12 protein-coding genes are annotated in these 14,137 nt (G+C 45.1%); 2 read left to right on the top strand and 10 right to left on the bottom strand.

Annotated elements, in window-relative coordinates; translation table 11 throughout:
- Window positions 1-314 precede the first annotated feature (314 nt).
- The 10 genes from fliJ to ACOJR9_RS05105 all read right to left on the bottom strand — a co-directional run bounded on the left by fliJ (window position 315) and on the right by ACOJR9_RS05105 (window position 11,470).
- Window positions 315-761, bottom strand: coding sequence for a flagellar export protein FliJ (gene fliJ, locus ACOJR9_RS05150; protein ID WP_420935289.1), 447 nt, complete (start codon window positions 759-761; stop codon window positions 315-317).
- The gene (fliI, locus tag ACOJR9_RS05145) at window positions 761-2,089 is read right to left on the bottom strand and encodes a flagellar protein export ATPase FliI (protein ID WP_420935288.1); all 1,329 of its coding nucleotides are present in this window, start codon (window positions 2,087-2,089) and stop codon (window positions 761-763) included. Before fliI ends, fliJ begins: the two co-directional genes overlap by 1 nt.
- Window positions 2,082-2,861, bottom strand: coding sequence for a flagellar assembly protein FliH (fliH, locus tag ACOJR9_RS05140; RefSeq protein WP_420936056.1), 780 nt, complete (start codon window positions 2,859-2,861; stop codon window positions 2,082-2,084). The genes fliI and fliH overlap by 8 nt, the downstream gene beginning before the upstream one ends.
- Before the next feature lie 60 nt (window positions 2,862-2,921).
- Complete coding sequence (fliG, locus tag ACOJR9_RS05135) at window positions 2,922-3,962, bottom strand: flagellar motor switch protein FliG (protein WP_420935287.1); 1,041 nt, start codon at window positions 3,960-3,962, stop codon at window positions 2,922-2,924.
- Window positions 3,963-3,974: 12 nt separating this feature from the next.
- Complete coding sequence (gene fliF, locus ACOJR9_RS05130; protein ID WP_420935286.1) at window positions 3,975-5,669, bottom strand: flagellar basal-body MS-ring/collar protein FliF; 1,695 nt, start codon at window positions 5,667-5,669, stop codon at window positions 3,975-3,977.
- 12 nt (window positions 5,670-5,681) lie between these two features.
- Window positions 5,682-6,029, bottom strand: a complete 348-nt coding sequence (gene fliE, locus ACOJR9_RS05125; RefSeq protein ID WP_420935285.1) for a flagellar hook-basal body complex protein FliE — start codon at window positions 6,027-6,029, stop codon at window positions 5,682-5,684.
- A gap of 261 nt (window positions 6,030-6,290) precedes the next feature.
- The gene (locus ACOJR9_RS05120) at window positions 6,291-7,634 is read right to left on the bottom strand and encodes a sigma-54-dependent transcriptional regulator (RefSeq protein ID WP_420935284.1); all 1,344 of its coding nucleotides are present in this window, start codon (window positions 7,632-7,634) and stop codon (window positions 6,291-6,293) included.
- 18 nt (window positions 7,635-7,652) lie between these two features.
- Window positions 7,653-8,864 (bottom strand): sensor histidine kinase, encoded by a 1,212-nt coding sequence (locus ACOJR9_RS05115; protein ID WP_420935283.1) that lies wholly within the window; start codon window positions 8,862-8,864, stop codon window positions 7,653-7,655.
- A 136-nt stretch (window positions 8,865-9,000) separates the two neighbouring features.
- Window positions 9,001-10,476: a sigma-54 dependent transcriptional regulator gene (locus ACOJR9_RS05110; RefSeq protein ID WP_420935282.1), complete on the bottom strand. Its 1,476-nt coding sequence runs from the start codon at window positions 10,474-10,476 to the stop codon at window positions 9,001-9,003.
- Between the two features lie 196 nt (window positions 10,477-10,672).
- Entirely contained in the window at window positions 10,673-11,470 is a 798-nt protein-coding gene (locus ACOJR9_RS05105; RefSeq protein WP_420935281.1) for a flagellin, read from the bottom strand.
- A gap of 330 nt (window positions 11,471-11,800) precedes the next feature.
- On the opposite strand from ACOJR9_RS05105, the gene pseB reads away from it, so the two are divergent.
- Both pseB and pseC read left to right on the top strand, forming a co-directional pair.
- Complete coding sequence (pseB, locus tag ACOJR9_RS05100; protein ID WP_420936055.1) at window positions 11,801-12,802, top strand: UDP-N-acetylglucosamine 4,6-dehydratase (inverting); 1,002 nt, start codon at window positions 11,801-11,803, stop codon at window positions 12,800-12,802.
- Complete coding sequence (pseC, locus tag ACOJR9_RS05095) at window positions 12,799-13,962, top strand: UDP-4-amino-4,6-dideoxy-N-acetyl-beta-L-altrosamine transaminase (RefSeq protein WP_420935280.1); 1,164 nt, start codon at window positions 12,799-12,801, stop codon at window positions 13,960-13,962. The genes pseB and pseC overlap by 4 nt, the downstream gene beginning before the upstream one ends.
- Window positions 13,963-14,137: the final 175 nt, after the last annotated feature.

The raw sequence follows: 14,137 nt of genomic DNA, 5'->3' as shown, positions 1-14,137 counted from the left end.
TGTTTTGCTCTCTTTGCCATGTTTAGCAATATCCGACAATAGATTTAGCAATAAACGTTCCAAGCGATACGTTTTCTCTCATTTGTATTGCACTGATGAGATAAAATTTGTCTCGCCTCACGTCGATGTATTGTGCAAATACCCTGTCAATATCTCGCACAGACATTGACAGCAAAAAGCAAAAGCCGCGCCAACAACAGCACTCACATCATCACGCTCGCACTTTGAAGCTAGAGAAATTAACTTAAAGGCTAAATGATTAAGAGTTGAGTTGGTAAGTGATTGTGAAGAAGAAGAGTTAAAAAGAATGGGAATTAGAAAGCGGAGCGCTTCGAGCGTATAAAGCGCTGAGTCGCAAACTCATCCATCATTGCCTGCTCCGCTTTTGCCTCTTTTTGCTCTTTTGCTATTCGCTTTTTATCGAGTAAAAGCGTTACCGCTTTCACTTTTTGCTGCTGTTTAAGCCACATTTGCTTGCGTTGGTCAGCAGCCACTTTCGCTTGACCAATAATATGCATTTGTTGTTCGCATGCCTTGTCGAGCTTGCCCACAAAAGAAAGGTGCTGCTGGTAATAGGTGGCTGTAACACCAGACTGTCCGGTTTGTTGTATACCCTTAATATAATCGACGCGGTATTGCTCCAAACTAGAAAGCTTGTGCTGTTGCTGATTGACATAAAGCTGTGCCTGTTGATAAAAACGCGCCTGTTGCTGTTCTTTTTCTTTTTCAAACTCAGCTAACCGCTCTAGTTGTTTCGTCATTACCCTAACCCTTTCGCAAGTGCTGCCATACCCTCTAGGCTCTCATCATAGGCTAACACTTGCTTCATGCCCTGCTGCAAAAAAGCGTTAATTGCTGGTTCTGCCCTAATGGCTAGGTCAATACGAGGATCTGAGCCTTTCGCATATGCACCTATTGAAATGAGATCTTGGTTTTGTTTGTATTGAGAATACACCTGACGAATACGCCGTGCCATTAATTGATGCTCTTCACTCACAACCTGCGGCATCACTCGACTAATAGATGATTCAATATCAATGGCAGGGTAATGACCACTGTCTGCCAATGTACGAGATAGCACCACATGGCCATCTAGAATAGCTCTTGCGGCATCTGCCACTGGGTCTTGTAAATCATCCCCCTCTGTTAATACCGTATAAAACGCAGTAATCGAACCCTGCTTGTCACTACCGTTACCCGCGCGTTCTACCAATGCTGGTAATCGCGCAAATACAGAAGGTGGGTAACCTCTTGTTGCCGGCGGCTCTCCTACAGCTAACGCTATTTCGCGCTGCGCCATGGCATAACGCGTGAGAGAATCAATTAGAAGCAGAACTTTCATTCCCTTGTCGCGAAAATACTCGGCAATGGTCACTGCGGTTTCACAGCCTTTCAATCGCATTAAAGGAGATGTATCTGCTGGTGCTGCGACTACCACCGCGCGCTGACGCTCTTCTTCTGTGAGGATATCGTGAATAAATTCTTTTACTTCTCGTCCACGCTCTCCCACTAAGCCTACAACAACAACGTCTGCTTCACAGCCTCTTGTCATCATTCCTAACAGCACACTTTTACCCACACCACTGCCGGCGAATAAACCCATGCGTTGACCAACCCCAACAGTATTGAGGGCATTGATGGCGCGGACGCCTACATCCATAGAGGCGTTGATAGGTCGCCTTATGAGCGGGTTCATCGGCGGACGGGTGGTGGGTGCACGATATTCAGCTTCAATTTCGCCAAGACCGTCTAGTGGCTGTCCGTTACCGTCTACGACTCTGCCTAATAGCCCCATTCCTACGGGTAAACCGCCCTGTCGATTTAATGGCATAACTCTACTGCCAGGAACAATCCCTCTTACCGCCTCGGTAGGCATCAAATACGTAATGTCGTCGCCAAAACCCACTACCTCAGCCTCAATTTCGCCTTCGATAGTTTGCACTAAACATTGGCTGCCAACGGGAAGTTGACACCCAACAGCTTCAAGAGTTAACCCTATACCGCGAACCAACTTGCCCGCTGCAACAATAGGTACAGAAGTGACTTGCTTGGTTAGCGATTCAAAGTGATGATGCCAAGGGCTAGTCATCGTTTAGCCCTTGGTTTAGGAGAAAGCGATCAATAACTTCACGGCAACGTCGCTCTACAGACACATCCACTGCGTTTTGCGCGGTCACGATGTCGCAACCACCTCGTTCCATGTTGGGCGCGGCGACTACATTCCACCCTTTATTGTTCACTTCATCAGAAAAGTGCTCGTTCACGATAGCGATATCGTCAGGGTGTAAATGTATTTGGTATTCATTTTGATTAATAGGTAGAGCTTTTATACCTTCACTGAGAGCCTGTATGATGACTTTTTTATTGGTATTAATTTCAGTTTTGATCACGGCTTTGGCAAGGGTTACCGCAAGCTTTACAAGCTGATCGCGAGTTTCATCGTTAACTTGAGAGAGCGGATCGTGTAGCTTATCAACAAGCATCTGCCACTGCTCGGTTTGTGTGGCAATTTGAGATTGCCCTTCTTCAAGCCCCTGCGCCAATCCTTCTGTATGACCTTTTTCACGTCCCTCCTGAAGTCCTTCCTCTAATCCTTGCGCTTTTCCTTCTTCATAGCCTACAGCCTTTCCATCGCTCATTCCCTCGTCAAATGCAGCTTGACGAATCGCCTCAATCTCATCTGCTGTTGGCGGAGAAACCTCTTCTATTTCTTCAGGAGGCTCGTATTTCCAATCTGAGCGACGATTTAATGCGTTTGTCGCGCTGCCACTTTTGTTCGCGCTAGCATCTTCAACAAATGGCAGGTCCCACTTCTTAGCATCGTTTGCTTCGCTTTCACTAAAGCCTCTATTCGCAGACATCATTTTTCCCAGTATTTGAAGGTAACAGTATTTAAAGGCAAACCTGTATTTAATGGACTATTACAAGAACTCTTCGCCACCACCGCCGCCAAGCATAATTTCACCGGAGTCAGAAAGTCGACGGGCCACTGAGAGAATTTCTTTTTGCGCCACCTCAACTTCCGATATACGAACCGGACCGAGAGCCTCAAGATCGTCATTAAGCATTTCAGCGGCTCGTTTTGACATATTGCGCAGGATCTTTTCTTTTAGCTCTTCATCAGCACCTTTAATTGATTTGAGTAGCGCGTCTTGCTGCACCTCTCGAAGAATAGCCTGAATACCCTTATCATCTACATCAATGAGGTTGTCAAAGACAAACATCAGATCTTGGATTTGCTGGCTCATTTCTTCGTCTTGTTCGCGTATTGCATCCATTAACTGCCCTTCAATAGAAGTATCTAGGTAGTTCATGATATTAGCTGCAGACTTCAGGCCGCCCATTTTCGCGGCTTGTGTGCCGGCTTGACCCGCAAACTGTTTCTCCATAATTTCGTTTAGCTCTTGAAGCGCTGCAGGCTGTACTTCTTCAAGATTAGCAATACGCATAAGCAGGTCTAACCGTACTTTCTCTGGGAACTGAGCTAAGATTTCTGCGCTTTGTTCCGGCTCTAAATAAGATAGAACAATGGTTTGTATCTGCGGGTGCTCATTTCGAATGATACTGGCCACTTGCTTAGAGTCCATCCATTTCAGTGAATCGAGGCCTTTCGCTCCGCTTCCCATCAGTATTTGATCAATAAGGTTCGCGGCTTTATCTTCGCCAAGAGCAGCAGTAAGTGCTCGCTTAACGAAATCTTGACTCTGAAATCCGATGGTACTGTAATTTTGAATCTCTTCGATGAAATGCTTGTGTACGGCTGTGATCTTGGTTTGCGTCATGTCATCGACTTTCGCCATCTCAGTGCCCAACTTCTGTACCTGCTTCGGCTCTAAGTGCTTAAGTATTTGCGCGGCATCTTCTTCAGACAAGCTTAAAAGCAAAATTGCTGCCTTTTCGACGCCTTCTAATTTACTGACGTCGTACGACTGGTCTTCAACAGTGGCAAGTTCTTCAGCCATAATATTTTCTCACTACTCGTCTTGCATCAACCAGCCCTTCACAACCTGGGCTGACAATTCTGGTTCGTTCGCCACTAGGGCACGCACGGCTTTTAATACATCTTCGTCTTTGTGTAAATCAGGCAACATTAGCGATCCATCTGGTGCAAAGCCAACCTGACCCTCGTCGAATTCTGTCGACAGCATGCTGATGGTATCGTCACCTAAATCTAAACCTTCGTCAGCATCAAAGTCGTCAACTTCTTTTGTTTCATCTGGATTAATCAAGCGACGTAACATCGGACGGATGACAAAAATGATCAGTACTATTATAACCAATCCACCGATAATAAGCTTAATAATAGGGAGAAGTTCAGGATCTTTCCAAAATGGGACGTCCTCGACGGCTCCGGTATCCATACGCATGAAAGGTACACTAACCACCTCAAGGGAGTCGCCCCGCGTAACATCAAAACCCACGCCACCTTGCAACAGCCTACGAATATTGAGTATTTCTTCTTGCTTGCGAGGCGATGGAGTCATGGTGCCGTCTTCACCGGCTACTTGAGTGTAATCTACGGCCACAGAAACACTCAACCTACGGATAACGCCAGATTGCTTTTTAGTGTGACTGATGGTGGTGTCGAGTTCATAGTTGCGTGTTGATTCTTTTGCAGTGCGTCCAGGCATGGTTTGTTGCGCCGCACCTGCAGCATTCTCCGGGATATTCGAGTCTAGCGGAGGTTGGTTTGAGAGCGCGCCAGGAATGCCGCCTACGCCACCGCCTACACTATTTTCTTCCACAATCATTTCACTGCGAACCGCAGGCAAATCTGGGTTGTAGCTACGCTGAGTTTGCTCCATTGCGGTAAAGTCCATCGATACATCTGCCTGCGCAGTATAATTACCAATGCCTAAAACCGGGATGAGTATTGCGTCAATTTTTTCTAAATATTCTTGCTCGCGCTGGCGTTCAATTTCATATTCTTTTCGAGCCCTTGCACTCAGAGAGTCTTGCGAACCTGAGTTAAGCAAACGTCCGTTACTATCGGTTACCGTCACATTTGATGGGTCGAGGTTTTGTACTGCTGATGCAACAATATCGACTACCGCATCAACTTCCTCACCGGTAATAACTGAGCCACGCTTGGCGGTTAATACAACGGTAGCGGACGCTTTTTTCTCTCTACGTGCAAATACATTTTCTTTCGGCATAGCGAGTAAAACACGGACTTTTTGAATACTCGACATATCTTGTATTGTCGATGCAATTTGTTGCTCTCTTGCATGCTTCAATCGCTCCATTTCAACCCGCTGACTGACACCGAACCCCATGTCCTGCATAATGATGTCCGTGCCGGTCTCAGTAGGGTTATTTAGACCTTGTCGCGTCATGCCTAAGCGGATGGTTTGAAACTCATCGGCTCTAACGTATACCGTGTTACCTTCAAGCTTATAGTCAATTTGGCTGGCATCCATGTAATCAAGAGTTTCGATTAGCTCTTGCGTTTCCATTTTGGCTAGAGGCCGGTAGTCTGCCTCCTGCGACCAAATTAGAATAAAGATAGCGATAGCCACGCATATAACTAAGACAACGACCAATGCCATTTGACGCATCATGTCGGCGCTGCCTAAGGTGTCCATAAAACCTGATTTATTTTCCGGCTCACTATCCATTCCAAGACCTTGATCTGAAACAGATAAATTTGTGCCTGTTGCCTCAGCCATAATCTACTCCACCTACACCGGCATATTCATGATTGTTTTATATGCTTCAAGCACCTTATTTCGCACCTGCACCGTTGCCTCAAACGCAATACCCGACTTTTCTTTTGCCAACATAACTTCCGCTAGACTCAAGTTAGGATCGCCCATCTCAAAACGTTGCTGCATGGTCTTGGACTCTACCTGCATATTGTTTACGCCATCGACAGCGTGTTTCAGCATAGTGGAGAAGTCACTAGCAGAGGTATTTATCTCATTGGTAGGTTGAAGCCCATTTGAGGGTTGTAGCTCGTTAACTGGAAGACGAGTTTGCCCAATCATACTTTGCATTTCTTGGTACAAGCTGTTGGCTTTAACGTCCATAACCACTCCTAAGAATCGATGAATTGCGACGGTTATCAGTCACATATTTATTATATAGGGAGGCTTTTGCAAAGGGCTTGCCAAGTTTATAAAGAATTAAAAATCAATAACTTGAAAATCAAAAAGGCAAGAAGCCAAAATAATGACGTAAAGTGAGACAGGGCATTAAATATTAGCAACAAAAAACCGCCGCCAAAAATACGATTAATGGCGACGGTATTTCTTGTATGCGTTATCTTTTTGAAAAACGTCTATGTAAAACTAAGCCGGCACTTCGATACCATCGTCGCGCATACGTGCCAACTTATAGCGAAGGGTACGAGGGCTTATGCCCAGCTTTTCAGCCACGTCTTTGCGTTTACCATTACATGACGCCAACGTATCCAAAATTATTTGATGCTCTTGATAGCGCAACTCTGAGCCTAGGTGGCTATCTTCGCTTGCTTCCGATGGAATAGGCATATCCGCAGCGATAGATACACTTTCATCTATCATTAAATCGCGGGAATCTATCTCACCGTTCTCACATAAAATGAGCGCTCGCTGCACCACGTTTTCGAGCTCGCGTACGTTACCAGGCCACCGGTATTGAGAGAGCTTGCTACGACCCGCCGCACTCAACCTTATATTGCCCAGCCCCTGCTGGCTTGCGTGGCGGGTAATAAGGTGTTCAGCTAGCGGTACAATGTCACCGGGACGCTCAGATAGCGGACGCCACTCAATGGGGAAAACATTTAATCGGTAGTATAAATCTTCTCTGAATTCGCCATTCTCAACAGCTTTGCGTAAATCTCGGTTGCTCGTTGCGATAACTCTTACGTTGAGTTTTACTGTCTTTCGACCACCCAATCTTTCCACTTCCCGCTCTTGCAAAACGCGCAAAAGCTTAGCTTGAAGCGCTAAGTCCATCTCGGTAATCTCATCGAGTAATAGGGTGCCATCCTGTGCCTGCTCAAACTTGCCCGGGCAGGCCTGAACCGCGCCGGTAAATGCACCTTTCTCATAGCCAAATAAGGTGGCCTCAAGCATGTTTTCTGGAATCGCCGCGCAATTAATCGCCACAAATGGCGATTCACTGCGATTGGATTGGTCATGTATATAACGAGAAATAACTTCTTTCCCCGAGCCACTTGGTCCTAACACCATTACGGTTGCTTCTGACTTTGCCACTTTGCGAGAAAGCTCAAGCAGCTTAATACTCGATGGGTCAGCAACAATAGGCGTTCGCGACTCTATTTTTTGCGCAGGGGCATATCGCCCCACTAGGTTTAATAATACTTCTGGCGCAAATGGTTTTGACAAGTAATCAGTGGCACCGTCTCGCATGGCTTGCACTGCATCATCGATGGTCGCGTAGGCTGTCATTAGCAGTACCGGCATACTTGGGTATTTTGCTTTGATACTTTTTAACAGCGTGAGCCCACTCATTTCACCCATTTGAATATCACTTACCACCAAATCTATTTTTTTGGCAGACAAGATCATAAGCGCAGACTCAGCGCAATCAGCGTCAATCACGTCATAATCACCAAGCAGTAACGTATCAAAGAGTGCTTCGCGCAAACCTGCGTCATCTTCAACAATCAAAATAGTAGTTTTAGACATTGATATTCTCCTATGAACTTACGCGACGTTAGTTAACATGTTGTCGGTTTTGCACGGCAAGCTCACACTGAAACATGCGCCCCCATTTTCAGCATCACTCACATCCAACATACCATCGTGTGCATGAATCACTGACTTGACAACCGCTAGCCCGAGACCCGTGCCATGAGTTTTAGTGGTGAAAAAGGGTTCGAAAATTTTTGACTTGATGTTGCTTGGTACACCCGAGCCACTGTCTGTCACTTCAATGACCAAGGAATCATCATCTAGCTTAGCTTCAACCACTATCTCAAACCCTTTAGGTGTTACCTGGCTAGCATTGTGTATGAGGTTAAGCAATGCACCTTGAAGCGCCGTTAAATTACCAGTAATAGACGCTGTGCTGTCGAAGCCCTTGAATATTAGAATTTGTTGCTCTTGCGACGTCATCGCGTAAGCGTTCGACTCTATAGATTCAAATAGCTCAGGCAAGGTAATTTGGCTTACTACTTGTTGTTCTCCCGACTTCGCAAATAGCAGCATATCGTTGACCTGGCTCTCTAGCTCTTTAAGACGGTCGCTAAGCTTATGGGCAAACTGTTGTGAAGCATTTTCGGGCAAATTTTTACGAGTAAGGTTCGACGCATACAACACCGCAGCTGAGAGCGGCGTTCTTATTTGATGGGCTAATGACGCAACCATTTTTCCTAAGGAAGATAAGCGCTGCATATGGCTCACTCTGGCTTGAAGCTCTCTGGTTTCCGTCAAGTCAGTGATGACGATAAGCTGCCCAGGCTCATTTTCCAGAGGCGTTATCGACAGCTTTACTCTGCGTCCATCAACAAGCGACACTTCATGACCATCATCGGCTCTCGGCTTAAAAGACCGAGTAATAATACGTCGCCAAATTTCTTCTTCGAGAGGTTCGCCAAGTAATGCTTTCGCTTGCTCGTTGGCTTGACGCACTATGCCTTTGCCGTCGAGAACAATGACACCGGCGGGCATAACTTGGAGCAGGTGCTCTAAGCGACTTGCTTGAAGTCTTAGCGAAGCCACTTCTTTAGAAGAGGGGGTATGATTAGTTGAAATGCACGGAGTTTCTTGAATGCGTTGAGCACTTTCAACGTTTGGGTTTAATTGAGCGCCATAACTTGGTGAAGACTCAGCTAGGTTATCATTGCTTTTCAAACCATGAAAAACAAGACTAGAAGCAGCGTATTCGGAAATTGTTTGTGAGCCGTCGTAAGCCATATAACCCTCGTCAAATTGCAGACGTTAACGAAATATGGATTAGCTAAAGCAGAAGGTGTGCCAGTTTTACTTTACTTTAATATTCATTGAGTTAGTGCTTAAAAGACGCTTAAATCATAACGTCAAATACCTGACGTTATGCATCTTCGGTACGTTGAATATCGTATTTACGCATTTTCTCCACCAGCGTGGTTCTGCGCATGCCCAACTTATCTGCAGCGCGAGCTACCACCCAGTCTTGGCTTTCAAGCGCTTGGCGGATAAGGTTAACTTCAAGTTCCGATAAATACTCTTTGAGGTTAACGCCCTCTTCCGGCAACGCAGAGGATATGAAATTATCCTGTGAAGCATCATCAGCTCCATCTTGTTCATGCTCTTGCTCTTCTAAGCGTTCTTGCGCCGCAGATTCAGCGAATAGGCTATTGAACGCCTCACGCTCTAGTATCTCTTCAGGGTAATCTGGCTCATAGGCGACGGCATCACCGTATTGATATTTTTCGGGAAGATCACTCACATCCACTATATGGCCAGGATAGAGAATAGTGAGTCGCTCAACTAAGTTGGAAAGCTCTCGGACATTACCTGCCCATTCATGCTCCATAAGCGACGAAATGGCTCTTTCAGTAAAGCGAACGCCGTCTGCGCCGTCGCCTTTTATTCGACTGTTGATCTCTTGCAGCAACAAGGGAATATCGTCTTTTCGCTGTCGCAAGGCCGGGCTATCGATGGGAAACACATTAAGCCGGTAATACAAATCTTCGCGAAATTTGTCTTGCGTTATCATTGTCTCTAAATCGCGATGGGTAGCGGCAACAATGCGAACATTGCATTTGAGGGGCTTGGTACCGCCAACTCGCTCGAACGTTTTTTCTTGCAGTACACGAAGCAGCTTTACTTGCATTTGTAATGGCATATCCCCTATTTCATCGAGAAATAACGTACCGCCTTCAGCTAATTCAAAACGCCCCTTGCGAGAACTGATTGCGCCAGTAAAAGCGCCTTTTTCATGCCCAAACAGCTCACTTTCTAACAACTCTCCTGGAATGGCACCGCAGTTAACGGGTATAAATGGGCCGTCTTTACGTTCAGAGAAAAAATGGACATTTCGAGCAACCACTTCTTTACCGGTGCCCGACTCACCGAGTATGAGCACCGTGGCATCGGTAGGAGCTACCTGCTCCACCAAACGCCGCACAATTTGAATTTCATCGCTCTTCCCCACCAAGCTTCGAAACAAGCGAGTTTTCGTGCCTGCAGATTTCGACAAATTGGGCCTGCGGCGTGAATACTCTTGGCAGCGGTGAATAGCTTGAGTTAGTACTGGGTACGTAAGAGGCGTACTGATAACGCTGACCAGGTTTAGGTTAACATTGGCGTCGCCTTCATTTTGTATAAGGGCAACAAAGGGTATATGTGGAAATTTTGAGACTAACTGATTGACGATGTTCGCCGATGTGTAATCAATAAGAACGGCGTCAGCGCCGGTGGAAGAAAGGAACAAATCACATTCACTGAGTCCACGCGACAAACACGATTCCCCCATGAAAGTAACGATTGTTTCTAAATTCTGGATAAGTTCCTGATTATCACTAACCAGCAATATGTCTTTCATCTATTCCCCGATGACGCTTTGTTATTATATGTTTTGTTATTTTATAGTTTAGCGCATTAGCAAATTGTAACGGTAAAAGATAACTGTGCAACCGATGTTTACGGAAATATATCAATAAAAAAAGCAGGTTACCCTGCTTCTTTTGGTTAATTTGGAGAAAATGTCGCTGTTGGCGTTATGTAAAATGCGTCATTGATTAATTAAGCAACGCCAATACTTGGCCTTGTTGCTGATTAGCCTGGGCTTGAACGGTAAGCGCAGCTTGTGACTGAATATCGTTAGATGCTCGCTGGGATGACGCCTGTGCAAAATCGAGATCTTGTATTCTGCTGCGCGCTTCAGCGGTATTAACATTAGCTTGTGTTAACGACCTCGCTGCGCTTTCAAACCGATTTTGTGTTGCGCCGAGCTCCCCTCTAGCGCCACCAATTATTTCAAGCGCCGAATCGGCCGCGGATAACGCATCACTTACGCTAGTGCCTGATGTGATATCGATATTGAGTACATCACCTAGCTGCGCGGCAATATCTTGAGTTTGGACACTGATGGATTGTTCAGAACTTGCACCGGCCTGAAAATTTAACGAGCCATTGTCAGATAACAGAGGCTTGCCAGCAAAATTGGTTTGCTCAATGGTCTGCGAGATATTTTCTTGAAGCTGGGTAATTTCAGACTGAATAGAACGCCGATCGCCTGCACTTAAAATACCATTGCCTGACTGAATAGTAAGCTCGCGAATTCTATCAACGTCGGAATTAATGCTACCTAAACCGCCCTCTGCCACCTGCGCAACTGAGATACCGTCATACACATTATTGACAGCTTGGCGATTGCCTTCGACTTCGGAGGTTAGGCGATCGATGATTTGTTGGGCGGAAGCATCGTCAAGGGCGTTGTTGACCTTTTTGCCGGAGGCGAGTTTTTCGAAAAGGTTGTTTTGCTTTTCTTGAATCTGCCCAATTAGCGAGGATGGGCCGCTGTTATCTATTTGCATAATTCTGCCTATCAGAAAATCATATTTCAATAATAGCACAATACTGCTCAACATCTAACCAACCACGTCTTATAAGCATTACCAATTGGTATTAAAATTCAGTGCAGCATATGTAGTTTAATACTCAACAACGGATTTCTTATAAGAAATGAAAGTCATGAACAAAGCTGAGGTAGGTTTTGCCCTACTTTAATATGGTTTATTTACGAACAGGCGAGCTAGCTAAAGTATAAAAATCCGTGTGAATTTCACATAAAAACTAATGGTTTATGGCATTACCGCCGACACATGATATATTTATTTCATAATCATAAAAACAGCGGCAGATATATGTTCGATGGGAAATCAATACTGATAACTGGTGGGACGGGGTCTTTTGGCCACAAATATACAGAGATTCTGTTGGCTAAATACAAACCAAAGCGTTTAATTATCTATTCTCGTGACGAACTAAAACAGTTCGAAATGCAGCAAAAGTTTAATGCTAACTGCATGCGCTATTTTATTGGTGATGTTCGCGATAAGGACAGACTGACAAGAGCTATGCAGGGAGTGGACTTTGTCATTCACGCGGCCGCCATGAAACAGGTTCCCGCAGCAGAATATAATCCGACCGAGTGTATTCGTACAAATATTGATGGTGCCGAAAATGTTATTAATGCAGCAATCGACAACGGCGTAGAAAAAGTTATAGCACTTTCAACAGACAAAGCGGCAAACCCGGTGAATTTATATGGTGCAACAAAGCTTGCATCAGACAAATTATTTGTCGCGGCAAATAATATGGTGGGTACTGACAAACCTCGCTTCTCTGTGGTGCGATATGGAAACGTTGTGGGATCTAGAGGTTCAGTTGTCCCCTTTTTCAAGAAGCTTATTAAAGATGGCACAAAACATATTCCTGTTACACACCAAAATATGACGCGCTTCTGGATTACCCTTCAACAGGGTGTTGAATTCGTACTTAAGAATTTTGAACGAATGCTGGGCGGAGAAATATTTGTTCCCAAAATTCCATCAATCAAAATCGTTGATCTTGCAAAAGCAATGGCACCAGATATACCGATTAAAATAGTAGGCATCCGTCCCGGTGAAAAATTACACGAGATGATGTGTCCTGGCGATATGGCATTTCATACATTCGAATATGATGACCATTTCGTTATCGCGCCCGCAATTAAGTTCTTCCACCGAAGCAATGACTTCACAAAAAACGCGCTCAATGAGAGTGGCACGCCGGTAGAACCAGGTTTTAAATACGTATCAGACACTAACAGTCATTTTTTAAATTTAGAAGAGATAGCCTCATTCAACGACGAAGGCATTCGATGATTCCTTACGGTAAACAGCACATAGATGAAAGTGATATAGAAGCGGTAGTATCCACCTTGAAGTCTGATTGGTTGACTCAAGGGCCTGCGGTTCCGCAATTTGAAAAAGCACTGACCGAATACACGCATGCCGAGCATGCAGTTGCCGCCAACAGCGCCACCTCTGCCCTTCATTTAGCTTGTTTAGCCTTGGATATTAAAAAAGGGGACACCGTATGGACGTCACCTAACTCCTTCGTCGCTTCTGCTAATTGTGCAATTTACTGCGGTGCTAGCGTAGATTTCGTGGATATCGATCCCTTTACTGGGAACATGTGCACCCAAAAACTGGAAAAAAAGCTGTCACTTGCTAAGAAGCGACAGTGTCTTCCAAAGGCACTTATCCCTGTTCATTTTGCTGGTCAGTCTTGCGATATGGAAGCCATATCAAAGTTAGCCAAGCAATACGATTTTTATGTCATTGAAGATGCATCACACGCTGTAGGCGCTTCTTATAGAGACAAGCCCGTTGGTTGCTGCGCCTATTCGGACATCTGTGTATTCAGTTTTCACCCCGTTAAAATAGTAACGACGATCGAAGGGGGAGCGGCGCTAACTAACAGTAGCACATTCGCTGAAAGGATGCGTTTGGCGCGAAGTCACGGTATAACATCGGATTCAGATAAAATGACCGAGACGCCCCATGGACCTTGGTATTACCAACAAGTAACGTTGGGTTACAACTACCGCATGAACGATGTCGAGGCAGCACTTGGCCTCAGCCAGCTCAAGAAATTAGACGACTATGTTGCCCGTCGAAATAACATTGCAAAGCAATATGCTGCGGGATTTGCCAACGAAGATTTCATTCAACCCCTCATTGTAAAAAATTCTTGCTACAGCAGTTACCATTTGTTTTGTATTTTAGCTACACGCCTGACTGAAATTACCCATCGGCAGGTTATAGAGGAATTACGTGCGCGTCTTGTCTTTGCACATGTTCATTACATTCCAATACATCTTCAACCCTTTTATACCGACTTAGGCTTCAAAAAAGGCGACTTTCCACAGGCAGAAGACTATTATCGCCAAGTGATTACGCTGCCCTTGTTTCCATCACTCACTGATAACGAAGTACAATTCATCATTCACACCGTAAAAGAGGTGCTTAGCGGCGTGTAAGTGTATATATTATTGTACATTTTTATTCTTCCAATTTTGTTCGTCTGTTAAGTTTTGCGAGAACATACCGATACTGAATCAAGTGGGTCAATATAGCGGTATGATAAGAAACGAAAACTGACATTTTATGCAAAAACTCCAGCTAGAGAGATTGAAACTAACTTGTTGAGGTGAC

The sequence above is a fragment of the Alteromonas ulvae genome, from assembly GCF_048987005.1.
GTDB lineage: Bacteria > Pseudomonadota > Gammaproteobacteria > Enterobacterales > Alteromonadaceae > Alteromonas.
The sequence above is the reverse complement of the archived record's forward strand: the minus strand, read 5'-3'. Positions and strand labels throughout refer to the sequence as shown.

Bases quoted from the DNA above. Each gene is read 5' to 3' on its own strand.
- fliI (WP_420935288.1), bottom strand. From the start codon at position 2,089: ATGACTAGCCCTTGGCATCATCACTTTGAATCGCTAACCAAGCAAGTC.
- pseC (WP_420935280.1), top strand. From the start codon at position 12,799: ATGATTCCTTACGGTAAACAGCACATAGATGAAAGTGATATAGAAGCG.
- ACOJR9_RS05120 (WP_420935284.1), bottom strand. From the start codon at position 7,634: ATGTCTAAAACTACTATTTTGATTGTTGAAGATGACGCAGGTTTGCGC.
- fliJ (WP_420935289.1), bottom strand. From the start codon at position 761: ATGACGAAACAACTAGAGCGGTTAGCTGAGTTTGAAAAAGAAAAAGAA.
- ACOJR9_RS05105 (WP_420935281.1), bottom strand. From the start codon at position 11,470: ATGCAAATAGATAACAGCGGCCCATCCTCGCTAATTGGGCAGATTCAA.
- fliG (WP_420935287.1), bottom strand. From the start codon at position 3,962: ATGGCTGAAGAACTTGCCACTGTTGAAGACCAGTCGTACGACGTCAGT.
- fliF (WP_420935286.1), bottom strand. From the start codon at position 5,669: ATGGCTGAGGCAACAGGCACAAATTTATCTGTTTCAGATCAAGGTCTT.
- ACOJR9_RS05110 (WP_420935282.1), bottom strand. From the start codon at position 10,476: ATGAAAGACATATTGCTGGTTAGTGATAATCAGGAACTTATCCAGAAT.
- fliE (WP_420935285.1), bottom strand. From the start codon at position 6,029: ATGGACGTTAAAGCCAACAGCTTGTACCAAGAAATGCAAAGTATGATT.
- ACOJR9_RS05115 (WP_420935283.1), bottom strand. From the start codon at position 8,864: ATGGCTTACGACGGCTCACAAACAATTTCCGAATACGCTGCTTCTAGT.
- pseB (WP_420936055.1), top strand. From the start codon at position 11,801: ATGTTCGATGGGAAATCAATACTGATAACTGGTGGGACGGGGTCTTTT.
- fliH (WP_420936056.1), bottom strand. From the start codon at position 2,861: ATGTCTGCGAATAGAGGCTTTAGTGAAAGCGAAGCAAACGATGCTAAG.